The organism is Flavobacterium eburneipallidum, assembly GCF_027111355.2.
In the GTDB taxonomy this organism is placed as follows: Bacteria; Bacteroidota; Bacteroidia; order Flavobacteriales; family Flavobacteriaceae; genus Flavobacterium; species Flavobacterium eburneipallidum.
The window spans coordinates 3,567,421-3,593,637 of sequence record NZ_CP114291.2; the positions used below are offsets into that span (position 1 = coordinate 3,567,421).

21 protein-coding genes and 2 tRNA genes are annotated in these 26,217 nt (G+C 34.4%); 14 read left to right on the plus strand and 9 right to left on the minus strand.

Annotated features, from left to right (window positions below):
* Nucleotides 1-15: 15 nt before the first annotated feature.
* From OZP15_RS14920 to fabD, 6 genes are all read left to right on the plus strand, one after another.
* Complete coding sequence (locus OZP15_RS14920) at nucleotides 16-735, plus strand: pirin family protein (protein ID WP_281336531.1); 720 nt, start codon at nucleotides 16-18, stop codon at nucleotides 733-735.
* A 188-nt stretch (nucleotides 736-923) separates the two neighbouring features.
* Entirely contained in the window at nucleotides 924-1,208 is a 285-nt protein-coding gene (locus OZP15_RS14925) for a GNAT family N-acetyltransferase (protein ID WP_281336532.1), read from the plus strand.
* 22 nt (nucleotides 1,209-1,230) lie between these two features.
* Nucleotides 1,231-1,638 carry an OsmC family protein gene (locus tag OZP15_RS14930; protein WP_269226259.1) on the plus strand — a complete coding sequence of 136 codons (408 nt, stop codon included), beginning with the start codon at nucleotides 1,231-1,233 and terminating at the stop codon, nucleotides 1,636-1,638.
* Between the two features lie 2 nt (nucleotides 1,639-1,640).
* Nucleotides 1,641-1,874: a (4Fe-4S)-binding protein gene (locus tag OZP15_RS14935; RefSeq protein ID WP_269226260.1), complete on the plus strand. Its 234-nt coding sequence runs from the start codon at nucleotides 1,641-1,643 to the stop codon at nucleotides 1,872-1,874.
* A 152-nt stretch (nucleotides 1,875-2,026) separates the two neighbouring features.
* Nucleotides 2,027-2,554 (plus strand): YceI family protein, encoded by a 528-nt coding sequence (locus OZP15_RS14940; protein ID WP_269226261.1) that lies wholly within the window; start codon nucleotides 2,027-2,029, stop codon nucleotides 2,552-2,554.
* Between the two features lie 185 nt (nucleotides 2,555-2,739).
* Nucleotides 2,740-3,612: an ACP S-malonyltransferase gene (gene fabD, locus OZP15_RS14945; protein WP_269226262.1), complete on the plus strand. Its 873-nt coding sequence runs from the start codon at nucleotides 2,740-2,742 to the stop codon at nucleotides 3,610-3,612.
* A gap of 297 nt (nucleotides 3,613-3,909) precedes the next feature.
* Here the strand turns inward: fabD and galE are convergent, their stop codons facing one another.
* From galE to OZP15_RS14960, 3 genes are read right to left on the minus strand one after another with little or no spacing between them, the layout of a single operon-like run.
* Nucleotides 3,910-4,926, minus strand: coding sequence for a UDP-glucose 4-epimerase GalE (galE, locus tag OZP15_RS14950; RefSeq protein ID WP_269226263.1), 1,017 nt, complete (start codon nucleotides 4,924-4,926; stop codon nucleotides 3,910-3,912).
* A gap of 11 nt (nucleotides 4,927-4,937) precedes the next feature.
* Nucleotides 4,938-5,381 (minus strand): nuclear transport factor 2 family protein, encoded by a 444-nt coding sequence (locus OZP15_RS14955; RefSeq protein WP_281336533.1) that lies wholly within the window; start codon nucleotides 5,379-5,381, stop codon nucleotides 4,938-4,940.
* 4 nt (nucleotides 5,382-5,385) lie between these two features.
* Nucleotides 5,386-6,519, minus strand: coding sequence for a DegT/DnrJ/EryC1/StrS family aminotransferase (locus OZP15_RS14960; protein ID WP_281336534.1), 1,134 nt, complete (start codon nucleotides 6,517-6,519; stop codon nucleotides 5,386-5,388).
* Between the two features lie 135 nt (nucleotides 6,520-6,654).
* Here OZP15_RS14960 and OZP15_RS14965 point away from each other — a divergent pair, with 135 nt between their 5' ends.
* Nucleotides 6,655-7,893 (plus strand): 3-deoxy-D-manno-octulosonic acid transferase, encoded by a 1,239-nt coding sequence (locus OZP15_RS14965; RefSeq protein ID WP_281336535.1) that lies wholly within the window; start codon nucleotides 6,655-6,657, stop codon nucleotides 7,891-7,893.
* A gap of 312 nt (nucleotides 7,894-8,205) precedes the next feature.
* Entirely contained in the window at nucleotides 8,206-8,400 is a 195-nt protein-coding gene (locus OZP15_RS14970) for a hypothetical protein (RefSeq protein ID WP_269226266.1), read from the plus strand.
* Nucleotides 8,401-8,640: 240 nt separating this feature from the next.
* Here the strand turns inward: OZP15_RS14970 and OZP15_RS14975 are convergent.
* The 3 genes from OZP15_RS14975 to mutS form a co-directional block, all read right to left on the minus strand.
* Nucleotides 8,641-8,726 (minus strand) — tRNA-Leu (locus OZP15_RS14975).
* 157 nt (nucleotides 8,727-8,883) lie between these two features.
* Nucleotides 8,884-8,956 (minus strand) — tRNA-Gly (locus OZP15_RS14980).
* A 144-nt stretch (nucleotides 8,957-9,100) separates the two neighbouring features.
* The gene (gene mutS, locus OZP15_RS14985) at nucleotides 9,101-11,707 is read right to left on the minus strand and encodes a DNA mismatch repair protein MutS (RefSeq protein ID WP_281336536.1); all 2,607 of its coding nucleotides are present in this window, start codon (nucleotides 11,705-11,707) and stop codon (nucleotides 9,101-9,103) included.
* A gap of 151 nt (nucleotides 11,708-11,858) precedes the next feature.
* On the opposite strand from mutS, the gene OZP15_RS14990 reads away from it, so the two are divergent.
* The 4 genes from OZP15_RS14990 (at nucleotide 11,859) to OZP15_RS15005 (ending at nucleotide 19,020) form a co-directional block, all read left to right on the plus strand.
* Entirely contained in the window at nucleotides 11,859-12,326 is a 468-nt protein-coding gene (locus OZP15_RS14990) for a DUF1573 domain-containing protein (RefSeq protein WP_281336537.1), read from the plus strand.
* 75 nt (nucleotides 12,327-12,401) lie between these two features.
* Complete coding sequence (locus OZP15_RS14995) at nucleotides 12,402-12,938, plus strand: RNA methyltransferase (protein ID WP_269226267.1); 537 nt, start codon at nucleotides 12,402-12,404, stop codon at nucleotides 12,936-12,938.
* 85 nt (nucleotides 12,939-13,023) lie between these two features.
* Nucleotides 13,024-15,840, plus strand: coding sequence for an Ig-like domain-containing protein (locus OZP15_RS15000; RefSeq protein WP_269226268.1), 2,817 nt, complete (start codon nucleotides 13,024-13,026; stop codon nucleotides 15,838-15,840).
* Nucleotides 15,841-15,909: 69 nt separating this feature from the next.
* Nucleotides 15,910-19,020 carry an Ig-like domain-containing protein gene (locus OZP15_RS15005; RefSeq protein ID WP_281336538.1) on the plus strand — a complete coding sequence of 1,037 codons (3,111 nt, stop codon included), beginning with the start codon at nucleotides 15,910-15,912 and terminating at the stop codon, nucleotides 19,018-19,020.
* An 11-nt stretch (nucleotides 19,021-19,031) separates the two neighbouring features.
* On the opposite strand, the gene folK is transcribed toward OZP15_RS15005, so the two are convergent.
* Nucleotides 19,032-20,168, minus strand: a complete 1,137-nt coding sequence (gene folK, locus OZP15_RS15010) for a 2-amino-4-hydroxy-6-hydroxymethyldihydropteridine diphosphokinase (protein WP_281336539.1) — start codon at nucleotides 20,166-20,168, stop codon at nucleotides 19,032-19,034.
* 116 nt (nucleotides 20,169-20,284) lie between these two features.
* On the opposite strand from folK, the gene sppA reads away from it, so the two are divergent.
* A complete protein-coding gene (gene sppA, locus OZP15_RS15015) occupies nucleotides 20,285-22,045 on the plus strand; it encodes a signal peptide peptidase SppA (protein ID WP_269226272.1) in 1,761 nt (586 codons plus the stop codon).
* 153 nt (nucleotides 22,046-22,198) lie between these two features.
* Nucleotides 22,199-24,838, plus strand: a complete 2,640-nt coding sequence (locus OZP15_RS15020) for an AsmA-like C-terminal region-containing protein (RefSeq protein ID WP_269226273.1) — start codon at nucleotides 22,199-22,201, stop codon at nucleotides 24,836-24,838.
* 112 nt (nucleotides 24,839-24,950) lie between these two features.
* Here OZP15_RS15020 and OZP15_RS15025 read toward each other — a convergent pair whose 3' ends face one another.
* Nucleotides 24,951-25,343, minus strand: a complete 393-nt coding sequence (locus tag OZP15_RS15025) for a hypothetical protein (RefSeq protein WP_281336540.1) — start codon at nucleotides 25,341-25,343, stop codon at nucleotides 24,951-24,953.
* Between the two features lie 48 nt (nucleotides 25,344-25,391).
* A complete protein-coding gene (locus OZP15_RS15030; protein ID WP_269226274.1) occupies nucleotides 25,392-26,186 on the minus strand; it encodes a DUF2797 domain-containing protein in 795 nt (264 codons plus the stop codon).
* Nucleotides 26,187-26,217 lie beyond the last annotated feature (31 nt).

Genomic DNA, 26,217 nt, shown 5'->3' on the forward strand with positions numbered 1-26,217 from the left:
CAAAAAATATACATTATGGCAACTACAACAGTTTTACACAAAGCAGATACAAGAGGACACGCAGATCACGGATGGTTAAACGCTTATCATAGTTTTAGCTTTGCAAGCTGGTACAATCCAGATAGAATTCAATTTGGAACTTTACGCGTTTTAAACGATGACACCGTGGCTGGTGGAATGGGTTTTGGCACACACCCACACGACAATATGGAGATTATCACTATTCCATTAGAAGGTGATTTGGCTCACAAAGACAGTATGGGAAATGAATCTACCATAAAAACGGGCGATGTACAGGTAATGAGCGCCGGAACCGGAATTCAACACAGTGAATTCAATCCAAATGCAAACGACCGTACTAAATTGTTTCAAATCTGGTTGTTTCCAAAAACCAGAAACGTGGAGCCTCGCTACCAGCAAATCACTTTAGATACTACGGAACAAAAAAACAATTTTGCGCAAATATTATCTCCAAATCCAGATGATGCAGGAATTTGGATTCATCAAGATGCTTGGTTTCATTTGTCCGATTTCGAAGCGGGATTTGCTAAAACATACGAATTAAAAAAAGAAGGAAACGGTCTTTATGTTTTTGTAATTTCAGGAACAATCAACGTTGACGGTCAGGAATTGGAAACTCGTGATGGTTTAGGAATTACTGATTTCAAAACTTTGGACTTCAAAGCAAGCACTGATGCGAAATTCTTATTGATGGAAATTCCAATGAAACAGTAAGTTAAGATGTTTCAATCGTCTCTTCGAGTGATTTTGAATAGTAATGCGACAGCTTTACTATTTAAAATTGTATCGAGAAGCCTATAATGTGAAGTTCTCGATACATTTTATTAAAAAAGCTATCGCATTTTCAATAAAACACTCGAACCGACGGATCTCTCAACTTTAATTACAATAACAAACCAATTATGAACGAAGAAGTACAATTAGAAATAAACGACAGAAAAGGTTTTTTCTACATCGAAGTGGATGGCAAAACAGAAGCAAAAATGACTTTCGTATTTGCAGGCCCCAATAAAATTATCATAGATCATACCGAAGTAAACGAAGGCAACAACGGAAAAGGTTTTGGCAAAAAAATGGTAACGAAAGCTGTTGAATTCGCTAGAGAAAAGGACATTGCAATTGTTCCACTTTGTCCTTTTGCGAAAAACGTTTTCGATAAAACTCCTGAATTCGCAGACGTTTTGTAATAATTTTGATTAAATTTAAAGTATGGAAAATCTATTAGAAAACGATCTTACGGGAAACATTAGTTCGCAAAAATATTTATGCACGATTACGTGGAGAAAAGGTTCGTTTTTTATGGATGAACCCACAAGCATTGGCGGACAAGATTTGGGTCCTGATCCCTACACAGCGCTCTTATCTTCGTTAGCGTCATGTACTTTATCTACTTTGCGAATGTACATTGACAGAAAAGGATGGGATATTCCGGAAATCAATATAGCTCTGAATATGTCACAAGAAAACGATGCCGAAGTGACAACAACTATTAGTCGTACGATTAGTTTTCCTGCTACTGTTGATATAGAGATCAAAAACAGACTATTAATTATTGCCGAAAAATGCCCCGTTTCTAAAATACTAAAAAACAGAGTAGTCATCAACACCACTATTTAATCATGGATGCAAAAGATATCAAAAAAGAATATACGAATGGCGAAGTAACCATCGTTTGGCAAGCTGGAAAATGCACGCATTCTGCCAATTGTGTTAAAAACAATCCCGATGTTTTTCACCCCAAAGAAAAACCTTGGATTTTGCCCGAAAACTCCACTTCTGAAAAGATTATGGAAACCATAAACAAATGTCCTTCGGGCGCACTGACATTTTATAAAAATCAATCTGAATCATAATTTTTTTTAACTCATTCAAAACCAGATATTAAAATCTTAATATCTGGTTTTTTATTTCTTAATCTAGGTTAAGTGCTTCACTCCTATTGTCGCTGTAAATTTGTCTTATCAAAATGAAACAAATAAATTATTAAACAATAAAAAATAAAATTATGGCAACTACAAAATGGGCAATTGACCCGACACATTCAGAAATTGGTTTTAAAGTAAAACACATGATGTTTACTAATGTTTCAGGTACATTTGCTTCTTACGATGCAACCATCACTACTGAAGACGATAACTTCGAAAATGCAAACTTCGAATTCTCGGCTAATATTGATTCTATCAGCACCAACAATACTGACAGAGACAATCACTTGAAAAGTGGCGACTTTTTTGACGCTGAAAATCATCCAAAACTAACTTTCAAAGGAACTTCTTTTACTAAAGATGGAGATGATTACGAATTGACAGGAGATTTGAGTTTAAGAGGCGTAACAAAACCCGTAAAATTGGCTGCTGAATTCAGTGGATTGATGAAAGACCCTTGGGGAAATACCAAAGCAGGATTGAATATTTCTGGCAAAATTAACCGTAAAGACTGGGGATTGAACTGGAATTCGGCTCTAGAAACTGGTGGTGTTTTAGTAGGCGAAGAAGTAAAATTAAACATCGAATTGCAATTGATTAAACTATAAATCAATTTCAAAACTGATTTTCGTTTCATACAAACGGCTAAATTTCTTGATGAAGTTTAGCCGTTTTGCTTTCGTTTTATCTTTTCTAATAAATCCTAAAAAAGTACTATTTTTGCAAACGGTTTTTAAATTCCTTTTGGGAAAAAATTTAAACTTTTAAACCTTAAACTTTTAAACTAAAATAGATGAAAGCATACGTATTTCCGGGTCAAGGCGCACAATTTATAGGAATGGGCAAAGACTTATATGAGAATTCAGAATTAGCAAAATCACTTTTCGAACAAGCAAATGAAATATTGGGTTTTCGCATCACAGACATTATGTTTGAAGGCACTGCCGAAGAATTGAAAGAAACCAAAGTGACGCAACCAGCTGTTTTCTTGCACTCGGTTATTTTGGCTAAAACCTTGGAAGATTTCAAACCAGAAATGGTTGCAGGTCATTCTTTGGGCGAATTTTCAGCCTTGGTTGCCAATGGCGTTTTGTCTTTTGAAGATGGATTAAAATTGGTTTCGCAACGCGCATTAGCAATGCAAAAAGCCTGTGAAATCAAACCTTCTACAATGGCAGCAGTTTTAGGATTGGCTGACAATATCGTTGAAGAGGTTTGCGCTTCGATTGACGGAATTGTGGTTGCTGCCAACTACAACTGCCCAGGACAATTGGTAATTTCAGGAGAAACTACAGCTGTAGAAAAAGCTTGCGAAAAAATGAAAGAAGCAGGAGCAAAACGTGCTTTATTATTACCAGTTGGTGGGGCATTTCACTCGCCAATGATGGAACCAGCCAGAGAAGAATTGGCAGCAGCTATTGAAGCAACAACATTCTCTGCTCCTATTTGTCCAGTCTATCAAAACGTAACAGCATCTGCCGTTTCTGATGCTGATGAAATCAAGAAAAACTTAATCATTCAATTGACAGCTCCTGTTAAATGGACGCAATCAGTACAACAAATGATTGCTGATGGAGCGACTTTGTTTACCGAAGTAGGTCCAGGAAAAGTATTGGCGGGATTAATTGGGAAAATCAATAAAGAAGCTGCGACAGCGAACGCTTAATTAGTAGTCAGTGATCAGTTTTTAGTGATCAGTTAGAAACAGAATCCTCATGAACTTATGTTTGTGGGGATTTTTTGTTTTCGGTCACAATACGAAATTAGCTCATTCTTGCTATTTGTCACGCTGGAAGCGTCTCTATTAAGATGCTCGTTTGTTGAAACGCTTCCAGCGTGACAATTGGAATAGACTATTAGACTTTACAAATACAAAATCGGTATAAATGCAAAAAATCCTAAATTACCAACTCGATAATTTAGGATTTTTTTGTTTTACTGATCACTAAAAACTGAACACTGATTACTGTTGTCTGACTTTCTGCTCCCATTTCCAAGCACTTTCCATGGCTTCGTCTAATGTAGATTCGGCTTTCCAACCTAAAACGTTATTGGCTTTATCCGTATTGGCGTAAGCCGAAGTGATATCACCCTCTCTACGATCTACGATTTTATATGGTAATTTTTGTCCACTAACTTTTTCGAAAGATTGAATCACTTCTAACACAGAACTTCCAGTTCCAGTTCCTAGATTGAACGTTTCTACTTTCTCCAAATTCTTTTTATCTAACAAACGTTTTAAAGCAATTACGTGGGCTTTCGCCAAATCGACTACGTGAATGTAATCGCGTACACAAGTTCCGTCTGTGGTTGGATAATCGTCACCGTAAACGGATAATTCTTTTCGCAAACCTAATCCTGTTTGAGTGATAAACGGAACCAAATTTTGGGGAACTCCCAAAGGTAATTCTCCAATTGCGGCAGATGGATGCGCTCCAATTGGATTGAAATAACGCAACAAAATCGCACTAATATTGGTTACTTTTGCTGTATCTATAATAATTTCTTCGCCAATTTGCTTGGTGTTTCCGTAAGGCGACATGGCAGCTTGAACCGGAGCATCTTCAGTAATTGGCATTTTTTCGGCTTGACCATAAACGGTACAAGACGAACTAAAAATAAAACTAGCTTCTGGTAATTCTTTCAATTCCTGAAGCAAATAAACCAAAGCATTGATGTTGTTTTCATAATACAACAATGGATTGCCTACACTTTCGCCAACTGCTTTCGAAGCTGCAAAATGAATCACTCCCGAAATATCTTGATGTTTTTTGAAAAATTCCTGAACTTTTGATTTCTCACGCAAATCCAATTTTTCGAACACTGGTTTTTGGTTCGTAATAGATGTAATCCCATTTACAACCTCTTCGGATGAATTCGAAAGATCATCTACAATTACTACTTCAAAACCTTGATTTTGTAATTCAACAACAGTGTGCGAACCGATAAAACCTAAACCTCCTGTAACTACTATTTTCATTTTCTATTTTTTTATGATGGTAATTTAAAAGCTTGTCTGGCAATGAGTAACCATTTGTTTTTTTGCTTTTGCCAAACTAACAGTATCCCAATTTTTATATCTTTATCAACTCCGCCATCTTTCGTATGTGCTGCTAAATTATGTCGAACGATTGCCACATCGCCCACCATTTCGATGGTTTGGTTTTGAAACTCAATCGTTACAAAATCAGATTCGCCATTGGCAATTTTTTCTATAAAAATAGCTTGGTTTTCAATTTTTCCGCTAGAATGTCCGTAGCTTAAAGCAGAAGAAGTTAATTCCTTTAGCTTTTTCCCATCGGCATCAATCATCGCTTGTCGCAAAGTTTCCACACGAGAAGCAACAGCAGTTTCTTCTTTTGATTTAGAATCGTTTTGAGCTAAACCTGAAAATTGAAAAAAAACTAGCGTAAAAATTGTAAAAAAGTATTTCATTGAATTATTTATTTAAAAATTCCAAAACGCTGTTTGTAATGAATTGTATTTGCTCATCGTCTAATTCAGTGTGCATTGGCAAAGCAATTACTTCTTTCACCAATTGATTGGTTACTGGAAAATGGTCTTCTTTATAGCGAGAATCCGCATACGCTTTTTGCGAATGCAACGGAATTGGATAATAAATAGCACAAGGAATTCCTTTGTCTAACAAATGTTGCATCAAAGCATCACGATCAGCATCAATAATTCGCAATACATATTGATGAAAAACGTGACAGTCACAAATATCACAAATACTTGGCGCGATGATATTTTTGTGTCCATCGAAAGCTAATGTATATTTTCTAGCAGCATTTTGGCGTGCCGTGTTGTACTCATCCAAAAATGGTAATTTCGCATTCAAAACTCCAGCTTGAATACTATCCAAACGGGAATTAACCCCAACCACATCGTGGTGGTAACGCTCGTACATTCCGTGGTTTACAATTCCTCTAATCTTGTGTGCTAGAGCATCGTCATTGGTAAAAATCGCCCCACCATCGCCATAACAGCCTAAATTTTTAGATGGAAAAAATGAGGTTGAACTTACATTTCCAATAGTTCCTGCTTTCTTTTTTGTTCCATTCGAAAACTTACAGTTAGCTCCAATAGCTTGTGCATTATCTTCAATTACATATAAGTTATGCTCGTTTGCAATTGCCATTATTGCTTCCATATTTGCCGCACGACCAAACAAATGAACAGGAACAATAGCTTTAGTTTTTGGGGTAATCGCACGTTTAATCGCTTCGATAGAAATATTCATATTGTGCAAATCAACATCAACCAAAACAGGTGTCAGTTGCAACAAAGCAATTACTTCAACAGTTGCTGCAAAGGTAAAATCGGCAGTAATAACCTCATCGCCTGGCTTTAAATCCAAGCCCATCATAGCAATTTGCAAAGCATCGGTTCCGTTAGCACAAGGAATTACATGTTTTACATCGAGATATTCTTCGAGATTTTTTTGAAATTGATGAACCAGTGGTCCGTTAATGTAGGTATTGGTATCCAAAACTTCTTGAATAGAAGCATTAACAGTATCTTTTATTTTATCATATTGACTTTTTAAGTCAACCATTTGAATTTTTTTCATTTAATCTTTTATATAAAGTTCTTTAAAAACAAATCTTACTCTGTTTTAAATTTTAGAACAAAAATAGGGATTTTAGCAGAATGATTTTATAGATAATTAAAAGAAAACGTATTTTAGCCCCACAAATTTTTTGATATGCTTTTTCTCTACAATACAATCGTTCAGATTGCGAATATTTCATTAAAAATCATCGCCCAATTCAGTCCAAAAATCAAACTTTTTGTTGATGGCAGAAAACCTGTTTTCGAAATTTTGAAAGCAAAAATTAAATCCGAAGACAAAACAATTTGGTTTCACGCTGCCTCACTTGGTGAGTACGAACAAGGCTTGCCAGTTATCGAAAAAATAAAAGAAAAATTTCCGAATCATAAAATCGTGATTACTTTTTTCTCGCCTTCGGGTTATGAAGTTAGAAAAAATAATACTGTTGCCGATGTTACGGTGTACTTGCCTTTGGACACGCGAAAAAAAGCTCAAATGTTTTTAAAATTAGTTCATCCCGAAATGGCATTCTTCATCAAATATGAATATTGGCCGAATTATTTGAATGAACTTCATAAATTAAAAACTCCAACTTATTTGATTTCGGGAATTTTTAGAGAAAATCAAATGTTCTTCAAATGGTATGGCGGATTTTACAGAAAAGCTTTAGAAACATTCACTTATTTTTTTGTACAAAATGAAAGTTCAAAAAAACTACTACTACAATTAGACAAAACCAATGTAGCCATTTCTGGAGACACCCGCTTTGACCGAGTGGCTGCTATTTTAGAGAAAGACAATTCATTGGATTTTATTGAAAATTTCAAAAACAACACTTTGACCATTGTTATTGGAAGTTCGTGGCCAAAAGACGAAAGTTTATTAGTGGATTACATCAATCAAACCTCTGAAAAGGTTAAGTTTATTATTGCTCCACACAATATCAAACAGGAACAAATTCAAGAATTAAAAAATTCAATTTCAAAAAAAACAGTTTTATTTTCGGAAATAGGAGCAGGTCGCGACCTATCCCTACAAGATTTTGACGTTTTCATTATCGACACTATCGGAATCCTAACAAAAATCTATAGTTATGCTGATATTGCTTATGTTGGTGGCGGTTTCGGACATCCAGGCGTTCACAATATTTTAGAACCAGCCACTTTTGGAGTACCTATCGTTATTGGTTCCAATTACTCTCACTTTGCAGAAGCAACCGCTTTAGTGAGTATGCAAGGATGCACTTCTATCGACAGTAAAAAAGAACTTCATGATGCTTTCTCCAACCTAATCAATAATGATGATATTCGAAATGAAAAAGGACATATTTGCAGCACTTTTGTACAAATGAACAAAGGTGCAACAACTATCATTATGAAGAATATTTTATAACTATTTTTCGCAATCTTATTTTTTATTTACAATAGAAATTCAAAATTAAAATCGAAACAATCTTTGAACAATTTAATTTCCAAACCTAAACTAACAGTCTCAATTTCAATTCAAAAAGGGTTCATTGAGATTAATTTTCTAAATAATTACGAAAAAATTTAGCAAATGACTTATTTGAAACATAGATTTATAAAAAATCGTGCGACACAAATGAAGATTATTTTTCAAAAAAAATATAAAAAAATATTTTACCTATTAAAAAATTTATATCTTTGCCCCGAATTAATAATTAACCTTTTATAATTAAGTAAGATGAAAAAAGTATTTTTAAGTTTAGCTGTTGTTGCTGTTTTGACTGTTGTATCTTGTAAAAAAGAAACTCCTGCTACTGAAGGAGAAGCTGTTGATACTACAGCTGTTGCTGTTGACACTACTGCTGTAGACACTACTGCTGTTGCTGTTGATACTACTGCTGCTGCAGTTGACACTACTGCTGCTGCAAAGTAATTCTCAATTACAGAAAAAAATAAGCTACGCATTGCGTGGCTTTTTTTTTGCACCTATCCCAAAATTTTAGATCAAAAAAACTTGATTCTAATTCATTTTGTTTTTAAAACCAAAGTACTTCTTCTTAATTTTTCCAATACAGAGATTTAAAATCTCGTCATTAATTCAAGATTTAAAAAATATCTATAAAATAAAAAAAACCGCAAAGAATTAAAAATTAATTCTTTACGGTTTTCTTTGTACTCAGAGCGGGACTTGAACCCGCACGAACATTGCTGTTCACTGGATTTTAAGTCCAGCGTGTCTACCAATTTCACCATCCGAGCATTCTCTATTTTCTTTTGAAGTATATTATCTAATTTTTAGAAAAAATTAATTAAATACACCACCATCCGAGCATTTTATTTTCTTTTGAGGAATATTGTTTAATTTTTTTAGAAAAAATCAATTTAATACACCAACATATGAATATTATATGGTTTGAGCGAAAAACGGGGCTCGAACCCGCGACCTCGACCTTGGCAAGGTCGCGCTCTACCAACTGAGCTATTTTCGCGTTTCATTCTATTAAGAACTCAATACTTGTTCGGTATTGCGGATGCAAATTTAAGACATTAATTCAATTACACAAGCCTTTTTGATAAAAAAAATCAATCAATTTTATAACCTTCTGATAACCCAAACTTTAAAAACAATAAAATTATTTTTTGGTCAACATTCTTTTGATTTCATTGAGTTTCATCAAGGCTTCCATTGGTGTAATCGTGTTGATGTCTAAATCCAATATCTCTTCTTTGATTTCTTCTAGCAAAGGATCATCCAGATTAAAGAAACTCATTTGCATTTCGTCCTTCGATGATTTAATTCCGTTCAAGGCTTCACTGGAATGGTCTTTCTCCAATTTCTTCAATAGCTTTTGTGCTTTCAAAATCACGATTTGAGGCATTCCCGCCATTTTTGCCACGTGAATTCCAAAACTATGAGCACTTCCTCCTTTTACCAATTTTCGAATAAAAAGCACGGTGTCTTTTAACTCTTTTACCGAAACATTATAATTCTGGATTCTAGATAACGATTCACTCATTTCATTCAATTCGTGATAATGTGTGGCAAAAAGCGTTTTCGGTTTTGAAGGATGCTCGTGTAAAAATTCTGCAATTGCCCAAGCAATAGAAATCCCATCATAGGTACTGGTTCCCCTTCCAATTTCGTCCAACAGCACTAAACTTCTATCGGAGATGTTATTCAAGATGGAAGCCGTTTCATTCATTTCGACCATAAAAGTAGATTCTCCCATAGAAATATTATCCGAAGCTCCTACTCTAGTGAATATTTTGTCGATAATTCCCATTCTCACACTATCTGCTGGAACAAAACTTCCCATTTGAGCCAAGAGCACAATTAAAGCGGTTTGACGCAAAATAGCCGATTTTCCAGACATATTTGGCCCCGTAATCATTATCAACTGTTGCGTTTCTCTATCCAAGAAAACATCATTGGCAATATAAGGCACGCCAACAGGTAATTGTTTTTCGATAACAGGATGCCTTCCGTTTTTAATTTCTAATTCGAATGTTTCGTCTAATTCTGGACAAACATATTTATTTTCGATAGCCAATTGCGTAAACGAACACAAACAATCCAATTGTGCTACCAAATTGGCATTCATTTGAACGGGTTTGATATAAGTCGAAATCCAACTCACTAATTGTTCGAAAAGCTCTACTTCTATCTTGTAGATTTTTTCTTCGGCACCCAGAATTTTGGTTTCATATTCTTTTAATTCCTCGGTAATATAACGTTCGGCATTGACCAAAGTTTGTTTACGAATCCATTCTGTTGGCACTTTATCTTTATGTGTATTTCGAACTTCGATATAATATCCAAAAACATTATTAAAGGAAATTTTCAAAGAAGAAATTCCCGTTCTTTCGGATTCTCTTTTTTCAATTCCTTCCAAGAATTCTTTGCCTGAAGTTGAGATGGCCCGTAAATCGTCCAGTTCTTCATTAACGCCTTTGGCAATCGCATTTCCTTTGGCTACAGCCACAGGAGCATCTTGATTCAAGACCGTTTTTATTTTTTCACGTAATAAATCGCAACTATGCAGACTGTCGCCAATGACTTTCACGGCTTCTTGTGGACTTTGCAAAGCCAAGGTTTTTATCGGAATAATGGCATCTAGTGATTCTTTCAGATAAACCACTTCACGCGGAGAAACTTTTCCAGCAGCAATTTTCGAAATCAAACGCTCCAAATCGGAAATTTGCTTGATTTGCTTTTGAATATTTTTCAACACCTCCTGATGCTCTTTCAAATAAGAAACCACCTGATGACGACTGCTTATTTTGGCAGCATCTTTCAAAGGCAAAGCCAACCAACGTTTGAGCAAACGCCCACCCATTGGCGAAAGCGTTTTATCAATTACATCCAAAAGCGTCACGGCATTAGGGTTGTAACTGTGATACAATTCGAGGTTACGAATCGTAAATCGATCCATCCAAACGTAGGCGTCTTCTGCAATACGCTGAATTGCTGTGATGTGTTGTACTTTATTGTGTTGCGTTTCGGATAAATAATACAAAATCGCTCCCGAAGCAATGATTCCCTCCTTCAATTCTTCGACACCAAAACCTTTCAAAGAGGTCGTCTGGAAATGTTTGGTCAAGGTTTCGAAAGCGTAATCTTCTTTGTAAATCCAATCTTCGAGATAAAAAGTATGAAAATCGTCTCCGAAGGTTTCTCGGAAATCATTTTTATTATTTTTGGGAATCAGAACTTCACTTGGATTGAAATTTTGTAATAATTTGTCAATGTATTCAGCATTTCCTTGCGCAGTCAAAAATTCACCTGTAGAAACATCCAAAAACGAAATCCCGATGGATTTGTTGGCAAAATAAATGGCTGCCAAAAAATTATTTGTTTTCGATTGCAAAACCTCGTCATTCATCGAAACACCTGGAGTGACTAATTCCGTAACACCACGTTTTACAATGGTTTTGGTCATTTTAGGATCTTCGAGCTGATCGCAAATCGCTACACGAAGTCCTGCTTTGACTAATTTTGGCAAATACGTATTAATGGAATGATGCGGAAAACCTGCCAAAGCCGTTTCTGTCTCGGAACCTGCTCCTCTTTTGGTCAATGTTATTCCCAAAATTTTGGAAGCACGAATGGCATCTTCACCAAATGTTTCATAAAAATCTCCCACCCTAAACAACAAGCAAGCATCAGGATATTTCCATTTGATTTCGTTGTATTGCTTCATTAACGGCGTTTCCTTGACCACTTTTTCTTTTGACGACAAAATGTATTTTTTTTTAATTTAACAGAAAGCGAATTTATAGATTTTATAGGGAATAATTACACTACTCACATTTTAAATACATTTAAGAAAAAATTAAGGCTGTGTTATAATTTTTTCTATAAATTTGTTCTTTGAATTAAAAAACAAAACAATGAAAAAAATCATCACACTATCAATAGCCTTATTGGCATTCAGTTTTTCGAATGCTCAAGAAACCTCTAAAAATAAAAAAACTACTAAAAAAATCACTTCTACCAAAACTGCTGTAGCCAGTCCGAAAGTAGATGGTGCGGGGATGGTTTTCGTGTCTGAAACTATTGATTATGGTACTGTAGCAGCAAATTCAGACGGGAAACGTGAATTTGTACTTACTAACAATGGTAACAAGCCATTAATTATAACTAATGCTGTAGGTTCTTGCGGATGTACAGTTCCAACTTTTCCAAAAGAACCAATTGCTCCAGGTGCAAAAGCGGTTATTGGAGTAAAATACGACACTTCAAGAGCTGGTCAACCGTTTAATAAAACAGTAACAATTACTTCAAATGCTGCTGGTATTCCTTCAAAAGTACTTACTATTAAAGGAACTGTACTTGCTGCTGATGCTCCAAAAAGTTAAATATAAAATTATATTATAAAAAAAAGCTTCCTATATTCGGGAAGCTTTTTTATTTAAACCCATTTTCAAAAATCCATGAGAAAATTAGAAAATAGCGAACTAGAACGAAAATCTGTTGAAGATTTTAAACAATCCGAAAAAACGCCAATCATCATTGTTTTAGACGATATCCGAAGTTTGCATAATATCGGTTCTGTTTTTAGAACTGCAGATGCTTTTTTAATTGAAAAAATTATTCTGTGTGGCATTACCGCAACACCTCCCAACAAGGAAATTAACAAAACAGCACTTGGCGCAACTGACACTGTTACTTGGGAACACAACGAAAATGTTTTGGACGTTATCCAAAATTTAAAAAACGAAAAAGTTACTGTACTTGCCATTGAGCAAGTAGAAAGCGCCGTTTTTCTTCAAGATTTTACTGTTGAAAAAGATAAAAAATACGCCTTGGTTTTCGGAAATGAAGTTTTCGGAGTTTCACAAGAGGCTGTAGCTATTTGTGATGGTTGCATCGAAATTCCTCAATTAGGAACGAAACACTCTTTGAATATTTCTGTGAGTACTGGAATTGTAGTTTGGGATTTATTCAAAAAAATGAAATGGAATTTATAACTTTTGAATCTTTTCATTCAAAAAAATAACTAGAAGTGTTTATTTTTTTATCTTACATGATTTTTTTAAAAGAAATTAAGCCAATATGAAAAAATTCTTTTTTCTTTTCATTCTTTTTTCTTCCTTTTTGGGACAGGCTCAATATACACCTATTCCAGATTCTAATTTTGAAAATGCACTTATTCTTTTAGGCATAGATAGCGGTATGATTGACGGTCAAGTACTGACAAACGACATAAACACGATAACCAGTTTAGATGTAACAAACTCAAACATCACAGATTTAACAGGAATTGAGGCTTTTACTAATTTAGAAACTCTCAATTGCGCTTTTAATTCATTAACCACATTAGATTTAGGTGGAAATATTCATTTGAAAATTTTGAATTGTACATTGAATAAAATCACTAATCTTGATGTTAGTAACAACATAAATTTAGACAGACTTTCTTGCTTTGAAAATCAATTATCGAATTTGAACATTAGTACAAATATCAATTTAACTTACCTCGATTGTTCTGACAATAACTTGGCTAGTTTAGATTTAAAAAACAACCTTCTTTTAGTGGATTTATTCTGTCTTTCGAACAACTTAACCAGTTTAGATTTGTCAAAAAACAATAATTTGGAGGATGTATGGTGTCAATCTAATAAATTAAAATTTTTAGACGTTTCCAAAAATACAAAGCTAACAAGGTTATATTGTTTCAACAACGAATTAGTTTATTTAAACCTCAAAAACGGAAATAATTTTGCGATAAATAATCCATCAGCTCGTTTTTTTAACAACCCAAAACTAGAGTGTATTCAAGTAGATAATGTAGCCTATTCCAATGTGGTTTGGACTGCAAAAGATGCAACAGCAAGTTATTCAACAGCTTGCCCTAATGTTCCTCCAATAGTTAACGCTGCTGGGAATCAAATTTATTGCCCACAAACTAGCCAAAAAATAGCAACCTCTTTTGATATTGTCGATCCAGACGATGCGGTAACTGATGCGGTTTACATCCAAATTTCTTCGGGTTATGTGAATGGACAAGATCTATTAACACTTGTTAATCCTAGTTCGCACCCAACTATTAAATCCGTTTGGGATGCCGGAACAGGAAAACTCACTTTATCAAGTTCTACATCAGGAACATTAGTTTCTTATCTGGATTTTATTGCTGCTGTAAAAGATGTTGAATTCAGTAATTCATCAGCAACACCATCAGGAACTCGTAATTTTTCTATTAGTTTAGGACAAGCCAATTATTTACCCTCAACAGGACATTATTATCAATATGTTTCTAATTTAGGCATTATTTGGACAGATGCAAAAGCAACCGCAGAGGCCAGTACTTATTATGGATTAAAGGGGTATTTAGCCACTCTATTGTCTCTAGACGAAGCCAAACTAACTGGCGAGCAAGCCTCTGGGGCTGGCTGGATTGGTGGAAGTGATGCTGAAACAGAAGGGGTGTGGAAATGGGTCACAGGTCCAGAAGCAGGAACTATTTTCTGGAACGGAGTTGGCAACGGAAGTACACCCAATTTTGCTTTTTGGAACACTCAAAATAACGAACCCAACCAACGAGGAGACGAAGATTATGCACATATTACAGCTCCTGGTGTTGGAATATTAGGCTCTTGGAATGATTTATCCAATGCGGGACAAACAAGTGGTAATTTCCAACCCAAGGGTTATATTGTAGAATATGGTGGAATGCCAGGAGATGCAATTCTACAAATCTCGGCAAGTACTACAATTAGTATTCCAAGAATCGTTAGTACTACACCTGACTCTAAATGTGGTTCTGGAACTGTAACCTTGCAAGCAACTGCAGATTCTGGTGGGATTATAAACTGGTACAACACTTCATCAGGAGGAACGGTATTGCATACAGGAAATTCTTTTACAACTCCATTATTGACTACTACAACTTCTTATTATGTAGCAACAGGTTGTGGCTTGACCCGAACTCCTATTACAGCGACAATAGATGAAATCCCTACTATTATTTCAACAAATTCAGGTGTTTCTAGATGCGGATCGGGAACGTTAACACTTACTGCAAATGCTAGTACAGGAAGCATTAATTGGTATGATGTTCCTAATGGAGGAAATGTACTAGGTACAGGAATTAGTTTTACAACTCCAATTTTAAACAGCAACAAAACCTATTATATCGAAGCTGTTAATAATGGTTGTAGTAATAGTACTCGAACCGTAGTTAACGCTTTAATTTATGCCTACCCAATAGCATCAGACCAAGAAATAATCAAATGCAAATCAGAATCAATTAATTTGGATGCAGGCATTTCTGGAATGACTTACTTATGGTCAACAGGCGAAAAGAGTCAAGTAATTACAGTGACAAATTCTGGAATTTATACCGTTATTATTACCAGTCCATCACCCGAAAATTGTAGTACCACAAAAACAATTACTGTCACCGAAAATAATATTCCCGAAATAGATTATGTAGAAGTCAAAGAAACTACTGTCACTATCCACTTAAAACAACAAGAACTGTATTATGAATATTCGGTTGATGGAATTTATTATCAAAGTTCGAATGTGTTTTTCAATGTTCCAGGTGGATTACAAACGGCTTATGTTCGTGAAGTCAACTTTTGTGGTTCTGACGAGCTGGATTTTGTTGTTTTGATTACGCCATCATTTTTTACTCCAAACAATGATTCTTATAATGATGTTTGGGAAATAAAAGGATTATTCAGTTATGCAAATGCACAAGTCAGCATTTTTGACCGATACGGAAAATTGATTACTACTTTAAACGTCAATAAACCAAGTTGGGACGGAACATTTAACAATTATCCATTACCTTCTGATGACTATTGGTATATTTTAACCGTTGACGGAACTGAAAAAAGAGGACATTTTTCACTAAAAAGATAATCAGCTAGAAATTAGTGCCATTTATTTTATATCTTGATTCACTATTTGTTTTAAGAAATTAATTCCAGCATGAAAAAAATATTTATTCTTTTTACTATTCTATCCTCTCTTTTGAGTCAAGCCCAATATACTGCAATACCAGATGTAAATTTTGAACAAGCTTTAATTGATTTAGGAATCGATAGTGGCACAATCGATGGAAAGATCCTTACTGCGAGTGTTACCAATTTAAAATCTCTAGAAGTTCCTGCTAAAAACATTTCTAGTCTATCAGGGATTGAAGCTTTTCTTTCTTTGGAAAATTTGCAATGTGCCAGTAATAATTTAACAAGTTTAGACCTTTCTAAAAACACTAATTTAACATTCCTGATGTGCAGTGGCAATAGTTTTTTATCAACTTTGGACCTTTCTAAAAATATTAATTTAACTGAATTAATTTGTAACGGTTGTAATTTAAATAGTTTAGATATTACTACAAACACAAATTTAAAGCGTTTGCGTTGTGAAGTTAATAAAATCTTCAGTTTAGATGTTTCTAAAAACACTGCTTTAACTGAAATACATTGCGATAGAAATCAAATAAGTGTTTTAGATGTATCCAAAAATATTAATTTAGACGTATTAAATTGTTCGGAAAATCAACTTACTTCTTTAGACTTGAACACTTCTTTATATTCTTTAAATTGTAGTGAGAATCAATTAACAAATTTAGATGTTACTAAAATAACTGCTTTAACTGTACTATCTTGCTCTAAAAATCGAATAAGTGTTATAGATGTTTCTAAAAATATTAATTTAACTGATTTAGCTTGTGGTGCTAATCAATTAACAAATTTAGATATTTCAAAGAATACTGCTTTAACTTGGTTATTTTGTAGAGAAAATCAACTAACTAGTTTAGATGTTTCTAAAAACCCTAATTTAACCGGTCTAATCTGCAGCAACAACCAACTAACGAATTTGAATTTAAAAAACGGACAGAACACAAAATTTATAATTAAACTTATAGATTTTAAATCCAATTCAAATCTAACTTGCATCCAAGTTGACCATACAGGATACTCCAACTCTAATTGGTCTTCATATAAAGATGCCACAGCCAGTTACTCTGCCAATTGCAGCAAGGCAGCCGTAACAGCAACAGGTGATCAAACGTATTGCCCAAATACCGCTTTAAATATTGTAGAAACATTCAATATTTCATTCGATCCTTTAGACCCCTACCCAAACACTGATGGGATTTTCATTCAAATTTCTTCAGGTTATGTTTTAGGAGAAGATCAGCTAATTTTAGCAGGTTCTCATCCAACGATTGCATCAAATTGGAATTCGACTGAAGGGAAACTTGTATTAACAAGCAGTAATGGTACTAAAATTCCTTATACTGATTTTGAATCCGCAATAAGGGATGTTCAATTCACTAACTCTAATACTTCTCCATCAGGAATTAGAAATTTCTCTATAACATTAGGAACAGGTCAAATGAGCTACTTGCCTAGCAATGGGCATTATTATGAATATGTAGCCGATTTAGGGATTAATTGGACAAAAGCCCGAGACCTAGCTACCGCGAGTAATTTTAATGGCCTACAAGGCTATTTAGCTACATTAACAGCCGCAGACGAAGCACAATTAGCAGGAGCACTATACACTGGAGCAACATGGATTGGTGGTAGCGATGTAGTAACAGAAGGTACTTGGAAATGGGTAACGGGTCCCGAAGGTCTTGCCAATGGAGGAACTGGAACTACTTTCTGGATTGGAAAAGGCAATGGAACAACAACTCCTCCATTTAATTACGCTAATTGGGATACCTCTAAAAATCAACCTAATGACTCTAAAAACAGTGAAGATTATGCACAAATAACAGCTCTCGCTCTTGGACATCCTGGTACTTGGAATAATCAGCCTGAACAAGGAGATCTTTTTACAACTTCTAACTATTACCCTAAAGGATACATTGTTGAATACGGAGGAATGCCAGGCGACCCCATATCAATTCAAATTTCGGCAAGTACTAAAATTACGATTCCAAAAATCATAAGCGTAACTCCAAATTCTACTTGCGGTTCAGGAAGCTTACTGCTTCAAGCCACTGCAACAGATGGCGATGTAGATTGGTACACCACTCCAACAGGAGGAACATCAATCTATACTGGAAATTCATTTACAACTCCAAACCTCAGTGTAACGACTTCTTATTATGTAGATGCTGCGAACGGAAATTGCTCCAATGGACCAAGAACGGAAGTTATTGCTACTATGAATACGCTACCGATAATCACAACCACTCCAGCTTCACGTTGCGATACAGGATCCGTAACTCTTGAAGCCGCTGCCTCTTTTGGAACAATCAATTGGTATGATGTGGCAACAGCTGGAACTCCAATAGGAACTGGAACTTTATTTACAACGCCAAATCTTACAACCACAACAACCTATTATGTTGAAGTAACATCCAATGGATGTACAAACCCAAGAATTCCTGTCGTAGCAACTATTTATCCTATTGCTACTTTGAATGAAGAAATCCTTTTATGCCAATCAGAAACCATAACATTAGATGCCTCCATTTCAGGAATGGAATATTTATGGTTTCCTGGAGGCGAAACTTCACAAACTATTGATGTTTCTAATATTGGTGATTATAGTGTAACTATTAGTTCGCCTTTGGTCAATTGCGATTCGAAAAAAGACTTCAAAGTAATAGAACATCCGGAACCGATACTAAAACAAATAATCGTCAAAGAAAACTCAATAACTATACAATTAGAAAATCCTCAAAATTATTATGAATATTCAATTGACGGGGAATTATTTACTGAATCTAATCAATTTTCGCGAATTCCAAGTGGACAATACACCGCTTTTGTTAGAGAAAAAAATGGTTGTAATTTAACACAACAAGATTTTACTATATTTAGCATTGCAAAATATTTCACTCCAAACAACGATGGGATTAATGATGTGTGGGAAATAAAAGAAATGCAGCATTTTCCGAATTCAACTGCTTCTATTTTTGATCGTTATGGTAAATTATTAGCAACTTTAAATGCTTTAAAACCCAGTTGGAATGGCAACTACAACAACAATCCCCTATCCGCGGATGATTATTGGTATGTTTTAAAATTAGAAGATTCCAAACCTGAAATAAAAGGACATTTTTCACTAAAAAGATAATCAACTAGAAATTAGCCGTTTATTTTCTCCTGAATCTGATTTAATATAAATAAATAATCTTCCTGATTTTTTACAAAATCTTTATCCGAAACATCAATTACTAAAACATTCAAGTCAGTTTGCGATTTGATATAATCCAGATAACCAGTATTGATTTTATCCAAATAAGAACCTTCGATGTTTTGCTCATAATCCCTACCTCGTTTCTTGATATTTTCTAGCAAACGCTCAGAATTTTGATATAAAAAAACATACAAATCAGGCTTTGGCATTTCTTTATAAATAATATCGAAAAGCGTTCGATACAATCGATATTCATCATCGGTAAGCGTGATTTTGGCAAAAATCAGGGATTTGAAAATATGATAATCGGCTACAATAAAATCTTTGAACAAATCAAATTGAGCTAAATCGTCTGACAATTGCTGGTATCTGTCCGCCAGAAAAGACATTTCGAGGGAAAAAGCATATCGTATTGGATCTTCGTAAAATTTGGGCAAAAAAGGATTGTCGGCAAAGCGTTCTAAAACGGTTTTGGCATTAAAATCTTCGGCAATTTTTGTAGCTAGTGTGGATTTTCCCGCTCCAATATTGCCTTCAAAAGCAATGTAATTAAATTGATACAACGGAATTTTATCCAATGGATTTTCTAGATTTTGAACCCTCGAACAATCACTTTCGTCTGGAGAAATTTCCAGTAACTCTGAAACATTTTTCTGAAAAACAGGATGTTTCCAATCCAGATTTAGGTCTAGCATTGGCAACAAAACAAACTTTCTATTCTGCATCAAAGGATGTGGAATTTGAAGATTATCAGAGTCAATAATGTCTGAATCGAAAGTAATCAAATCAATATCAATAATTCGAGATTGATAACCCGAACCGTCGCCACGAATGCGTCCCAATTGCCTTTCGATGTTCAAAACCTGAACTAAAACTTCGTCTGCCGAAGCATAAGTGTGAATCAACAATGCACAATTATAAAAAGCTTCACTCTGAAACCCCCAAGATGGCGATTCATACAGTCTGGAAACCTTAATTACAGTTCCCACTTGCTGATGAATGAATTGCAAACAAAGTTCAATATTCCGAAGGCGATTGCCCTGATTGCTTCCTAAAGATAAAACGACCTGATGTTGTGATTTCATATTAAGCACAAATTAACTAAAACAATTTTAGAATAGAACTATATTTGAATGAGGTTTTAAAAACATAAATTTGTAACGCATCCATACTTTTGGCTACTTATTAAAAAAATATAATTATGAAATTTTTAGGAAATGTACTCGCTACCGTAGTCGGTTTATTTGTTTTTTTGATGTTGTTCTTTTTTGGAATTGTTTTCATTGCCACTATTTTCAGCAGTGATTCCGAAGTGGTAGAAGTAAAAAACAACTCGGTTATCGAATTGGACTTAAAAGACATCCAAAACGATTATGCCGGAAAATACAAAGACCCTTGGATGGAAATTTTCTCCGAAGGCGAAAGCGTAGGACTTTCGGACATTATCAACGCTATTGAAAAATCAAAAACGGATGATGCCATCAAAGGGATTTCTATTTTAAACAATGAATCCGAATTGGGAATTGCCCAACGAAAAGCCTTGCGAGATGCTTTGGAAGATTTTAAAAAATCAGGCAAATTCGTCATGGCTTATGCCAATTCCTATTCGCAAAAAGAATACTATTTGAATTCTGTTGCCAATACCGTTTATCTTAACCCTGTGGGTGATTTTGACTTTAAAGGTCTATCTGCTGAATTGATGTTTTTTAAAGATTTACAAGAAAAAACAGGAGTAAAAATGGAAGTCATTCGCCACGGAAAATACAAAAGCGCTGTTGAGCCTTTCTTGCAAAATGAAATGAGCGAAGCCAACAAAGAACAAACCTTGGCTTTGTTAAACTCGGTTTGGAGTTCCGTTCTTGAGGATATTTCGAAAAGCAGAAAAATACCTGTAACTAAACTCAACCAAATTGCCGACGGTCTGCTTGCTCGAACTCCAGCAATGGCAAAAGCTAACAAATTAGTCGATGTTGTAGCCTATGAAGATGTGTATCACGATGCTATTCGAAAAATTTTAAAAGTTGCCAAAGACGAAGATTACGAAAAAGTAAGCATTTTAGATTACACCAAAAAAGCAGTTACTACTTCAGAATTGTCCGAAACCAAAGATAAAATTGCCGTTATTTATGCTCAAGGCGAAATCATGAGTGGCGAAGGCGATGTGAATACGATTGGCGAAATTTCGATGCGTCGCTCTTTGATAGAAGCTAGAAAAGACGAAAACACAAAAGCGATTGTACTTCGAATTGATAGTCCAGGTGGAAATGCGTTGACATCGGATTTGATTTGGAGAGAAATTGAATTGACCAAAAAAGTAAAACCAATAGTCGTTTCGATGGGCAATTATGCGGCTTCTGGCGGATATTATATTGCTTGTAATGCGAATACCATTTTTGCAGAAAAGAATACCATTACTGGTTCTATTGGAGTTTTTGGAGTACTTCCAAATTTTACTCAACTGGCAACGAAAATTGGCATTCATACCGAACAAGTAAAAACAAACGAAAATGCTGCTGAATATAGTCCATTTTTGCCAATGGATGAAAAGTTCAAAGCCGTTACTTTAGAAGGTGTTGAACACATTTATAAAACCTTTGTAACACACGTTGCCGAAGGTAGAAAAATGAGTTTCGCACAAGTAGATGCTATTGCACAAGGAAGAGTTTGGTCAGGTGCCGAAGCTTTGAAAATTGGATTGGTGGATAAAATTGGTGGTTTAGATGATGCCTTAAAAGAAGCCGCAAGATTGTCCAAAATTAAGGAATACAGCACTCAAAACTTTCCAGAATATGAAAAAGACATGAATGACGTTTTAGGAAACTTTCCTTTTTCGAAATCGAAAGCTTCGTTTGTAAAAGAAAAATTAGGAGAAAAAACCTATCGATTGATGGAACAAATTAAAAGAATCCAATCACAAAAAGGCATTCAAGCCAAAATGCCATTTGAGATTATTATCCATTAAAACACAATTAATATCCAGAAAACTCCGTTTAAACGATTGATTAAACGGAGTTTTTTATAGCACTCATTTGATGTATCATTTGCAAAAACTATTTTTATAAAAAACACTAGGCATCATTTTTGCCAACCTACCAGAATTTAAAGAAAATAAATTATGACAAAGAAAATTTTAATATCCGTTGGAATTATAATTGTGCTATTGATAGGCACTTTATTTGCTGCTCCTTTTTTATTCAAAGATCAAATAAAAGCCAAAATTACCGAAGCCATCAACAAGAAAGTAGATGCTAAAGTATCCTTTGCAGCAGCTGATTTGAGTTTGTTTAAAAATTTTCCGAATGCGAATGTTACTATTGAAAAATTGCTCATCATCAACAAAGCCCCTTTTGAAGGTGATACTTTAATTTATTTGGGGGAATTGAATTTGAAAATGTCCATCAAAGAATTATTCAAGGGAGAAAATGAAACGATGAATATTGACGGAATAACTTCTAAAAATGGATTGATTAATATCGTTTTCAACAAAGACGGAATTGCCAATTATGACATTGCCTTGAAAGATGACAAACCTTCTGCCGAAGAGGAGAAAAGCAAACCATTGGCATTGAAAGTTCAGAATTATAAAATCGAGAATTTCAAGTTTCGTTACATCGACGAAAAGTCGAAAATCAAAATGGTTATCGATAGTTTGAATCACGAGGGTACGGGAGATTTTGCTGCTCAAAAATTAGATTTGAACACCAAAACTACTGCCAATGTATCTTTGGATATGGACAAAGTCAATTATATGAAAAATATTCATTTGACTTTAGACGCTGTTTTGGGAATGGATTTAGAAAAAAGCAAATATACTTTCAAAGAAAACAAAGCTTTAATCAATCAATTGCCATTGGAATTTGACGGATTTATTCAAATGGTGGAAGCAGGACAAGAATATGATTTGAAATTCAAAACACCTACTTCCTCTTTCAAAAACTTCTTGGGATTGATTCCGTCCGCTTATTCATCGAGTTTAGACAAGGTGAAAACGACTGGCGATTTTACGATAGTTGGTTTTGCAAAAGGATTGTATTCGGACATAACGGTTCCGAAATTCAACGTAGAAATTGCCTCTAACAATGCTTCTTTTCAATATCCTGATTTGCCAAAATCGGTTCGTAATATTGTAATTGACACTAAAATCATCAATGAAACTGGGGTTTTGAATGACACTTATGTGAATCTAGACAAATTGTCTTTTGCTATTGACCAAGACGTTTTTAATGCCAAAGCCAATATTAGAAACATTACCGAAAATGCCTTGGTAGATGCCGCCTTGAAAGGAATTATCAATTTAGGAAATTTATCAAAAGCGTATCCAATAAAATTAGACAAACCATTATCTGGAATTTTAAAAGCTGATGTTACGACCAAATTCGACATGCAATCGGTAGAAAAAAGTCAGTACGAAAACATTAAAAATGCGGGCATGATGGGTTTAACAGGTTTTAAATATGCGGATGAAAACGGAAAAACAATGACGATTAGTAACGCTTTGATTTTGTTTAATCCAAGTCAGGTAAATTTGAAACAATTTAACGCAACCACAGGAAAAAGTGATTTGAGCGTAACTGGAATTTTAGAAAATTTCTATGGTTTTATGTTTAAAAACCAAGAATTGAAAGGAAATTTCAACATGAGTTCGAATCAATTAGTAGTTAGTGATTTTATGACCACAGGAGAACCTGCAAAAGCTAAAACAGCAGAAGAATCAACAGAAACTACCAAAGCAACTACCAAAAAAGCAGATGCTATGAAGATTCCTGCTTTCTTGAATTGTACGCTTACGGCAAAAGCCAATACGGTAATTTATGATAATTTGACTTTGAAAGCCGTATCAGGAAAATTAATTGTAAAAGATGAAAAAGTGACTTTACAAAATGTAAAAACTTCTATTTTTGGCGGAACAATTGGTTTAAATGGTGCTGTTTCTACCAAAGAAAAAACACCAGTTTTCAATATGGATTTGAATTTGAATCAGGTAAATATTGCCGAATCTTTTACGCAATTGGATATGTTGAAAAAAATTGCGCCCATTGCTGGAATCATCAACGGAAAATTAAATTCGACTATAAAACTGAACGGAAACCTTGACGCTACCGAACTAACACCTGATTTGAAAACACTAACGGGTGATTTATTAGGACAGTTACTTTCCACTACCGTAAGTGCAAAAAATTCGACTTTGTTAACTGCTTTGACTTCGAATATAAAATTTATTGACATGAGTAAAGTCAATTTGAATGATTTGAAAGCGGCTGTAACATTTAAGGATGGAAAAGTAAATGTAAAACCATTCAACATTAAATACCAAGACATCAAAGCGACTATTGGTGGAACTCATGGTTTTGACCAAAGCATGAATTATAATTTAAAGTTTGACGTTCCTGCGAAATATCTGGGTACAGAAGCTAATGCTTTGATTGCGAAACTAACTCCTACTGATGCTGCTAAACTAGAGAACATTCCGATAAACGCCATGATGACAGGGAATTTTAGCAATCCGAAAATTGCAACCGATATGAAAACGGTAGTTACTAATTTGACGAATCAATTGGTAAAACAACAAAAAGAAAAATTAGTTACTAAAGGAACTTCGGCAATTACAGATTACATCAATAAAAATAAAAAACCTACAGATACTACAAAAGCAGCAACTCCAACAACAAAAGAAGAAGTAAAAACAAAGGCTAGTGAATTATTAAACGGGCTTTTCAATAAAAAGAAAAAAACGGAAGAACCGAAAACACCTTAAAATTTTATTTGACTATAATTAAGAAGCCTAAAAATATTTGCATTTTTAGGCTTTCTTTTTATATTTCAATTCGTACCACATAATACCCTTCAGAACCACGAATATTCAATATCTATTTTCTTTTTTTAGTCCAAAACAGATTAAAAAAATTATTATTTAAAATTACAAATAGCATCAAAAAAACAATTGAAAGAACAATCATTTCATATTTAAAGTGTTTCCTGTAGCTTGTAAAAGAAAAAATAACAAACCAATTTGTTCCCAAAATTAAAAAAGGAATAGAAAAAAAAGTTTTAACCAAAAGTTTTTCAGCCAAATTTTTCAGAAATATCAAAATCAATGTACAAATAACAATAGGTAATACAAACCTAAATTGTAGTACCCTATTATTAGAGCTTTGGTATGCAATATCAATATCTTTAATTTCTAAATATGTTAAAATAAAATTTATAACTATTAAAAAAAAGATTAAATATTTCATTATTGGTTTTGCTCTTTCTTGCATAAGACATACTGATTATTTACAATTTATAATTGTTTTCCTTTAGATTAGTTATACATTAATCTTTACCACATACCCTTCAGAACCCCGAATATTAAAAACAGTACCGTCTTGAAAAATGAGGTATTGCCCTTTTATCCCCATCAATTTTCCTTGAAAATTAGGTGTTTTATCTAAACTCAAACTCTTTATTTTAGTTGGATATTCTAAAACAGGAAAGTGCATTTCATATAAATCATTTTTCTCTGGATAGAAATAGTCCTGAACCTCGGCTGGAATCCAATTTTGAACTTTCAATTTTTCAGCTATTAAATCGATTTGTTCTACATCATTTTGCAACATTTTGCGCCAATTGGTTTTATCTGCAAAATGATTTTTCAAAGCAACTTCGGTAATTCCTGCCAAATAACGATTGGGTACTTCTACAATCGAAATGGCTTGGGTTGCGCCTTGGTCAATCCATCGGGTTGGCATTTGCGTTTTTCTTGTTACGCCTACTTTTACTTCGCTTGACAAAGCTAAATATGCAATATGAGGTTGCAATTGTACTTTCTCTTCATACACTAAATCCCGATCTTGAATCCCTAAATGTGCTGTGCTTAATTCGGGTTTCATAATCCAATCGCCTACGGCTGGACTGGAATAAAAACAATCGTAACAAAATCCCTGACGGAAAATTTTCTTCTTTTTACCACAATTCAAACATTGGTAACCCACAAAATTAATTTCCAAATTTTTATTGAGTAATTGATTCATATTCAAAAAACTACTATCAAAAACCAAGTAATATTGAATAGGATTTGCAAATTCAGTTTGCATTTTGGTAAGTACGCCTTCGTAAGTCATTTCAGAATTTAGATTTTCGATTTTCGATTAC

Excerpts from the sequence above, each read along its gene's own strand:
- OZP15_RS14965 (WP_281336535.1), top strand. The coding sequence starts at position 6,655 with ATGCTTTTTCTCTACAATACAATCGTTCAGATTGCGAATATTTCATTA.
- fabD (WP_269226262.1), top strand. The coding sequence starts at position 2,740 with ATGAAAGCATACGTATTTCCGGGTCAAGGCGCACAATTTATAGGAATG.
- OZP15_RS14990 (WP_281336537.1), top strand. The coding sequence starts at position 11,859 with ATGAAAAAAATCATCACACTATCAATAGCCTTATTGGCATTCAGTTTT.
- galE (WP_269226263.1), bottom strand. The coding sequence starts at position 4,926 with ATGAAAATAGTAGTTACAGGAGGTTTAGGTTTTATCGGTTCGCACACT.
- OZP15_RS14940 (WP_269226261.1), top strand. The coding sequence starts at position 2,027 with ATGGCAACTACAAAATGGGCAATTGACCCGACACATTCAGAAATTGGT.
- OZP15_RS14920 (WP_281336531.1), top strand. The coding sequence starts at position 16 with ATGGCAACTACAACAGTTTTACACAAAGCAGATACAAGAGGACACGCA.
- sppA (WP_269226272.1), top strand. The coding sequence starts at position 20,285 with ATGAAATTTTTAGGAAATGTACTCGCTACCGTAGTCGGTTTATTTGTT.
- OZP15_RS14935 (WP_269226260.1), top strand. The coding sequence starts at position 1,641 with ATGGATGCAAAAGATATCAAAAAAGAATATACGAATGGCGAAGTAACC.
- OZP15_RS15020 (WP_269226273.1), top strand. The coding sequence starts at position 22,199 with ATGACAAAGAAAATTTTAATATCCGTTGGAATTATAATTGTGCTATTG.
- OZP15_RS14930 (WP_269226259.1), top strand. The coding sequence starts at position 1,231 with ATGGAAAATCTATTAGAAAACGATCTTACGGGAAACATTAGTTCGCAA.
- OZP15_RS14955 (WP_281336533.1), bottom strand. The coding sequence starts at position 5,381 with ATGAAATACTTTTTTACAATTTTTACGCTAGTTTTTTTTCAATTTTCA.
- folK (WP_281336539.1), bottom strand. The coding sequence starts at position 20,168 with ATGAAATCACAACATCAGGTCGTTTTATCTTTAGGAAGCAATCAGGGC.
- OZP15_RS14970 (WP_269226266.1), top strand. The coding sequence starts at position 8,206 with ATGAAAAAAGTATTTTTAAGTTTAGCTGTTGTTGCTGTTTTGACTGTT.
- OZP15_RS15030 (WP_269226274.1), bottom strand. The coding sequence starts at position 26,186 with ATGACTTACGAAGGCGTACTTACCAAAATGCAAACTGAATTTGCAAAT.
- OZP15_RS15025 (WP_281336540.1), bottom strand. The coding sequence starts at position 25,343 with ATGCAAGAAAGAGCAAAACCAATAATGAAATATTTAATCTTTTTTTTA.
- OZP15_RS15000 (WP_269226268.1), top strand. The coding sequence starts at position 13,024 with ATGAAAAAATTCTTTTTTCTTTTCATTCTTTTTTCTTCCTTTTTGGGA.
- OZP15_RS15005 (WP_281336538.1), top strand. The coding sequence starts at position 15,910 with ATGAAAAAAATATTTATTCTTTTTACTATTCTATCCTCTCTTTTGAGT.
- OZP15_RS14995 (WP_269226267.1), top strand. The coding sequence starts at position 12,402 with ATGAGAAAATTAGAAAATAGCGAACTAGAACGAAAATCTGTTGAAGAT.
- OZP15_RS14925 (WP_281336532.1), top strand. The coding sequence starts at position 924 with ATGAACGAAGAAGTACAATTAGAAATAAACGACAGAAAAGGTTTTTTC.
- OZP15_RS14960 (WP_281336534.1), bottom strand. The coding sequence starts at position 6,519 with ATGAAAAAAATTCAAATGGTTGACTTAAAAAGTCAATATGATAAAATA.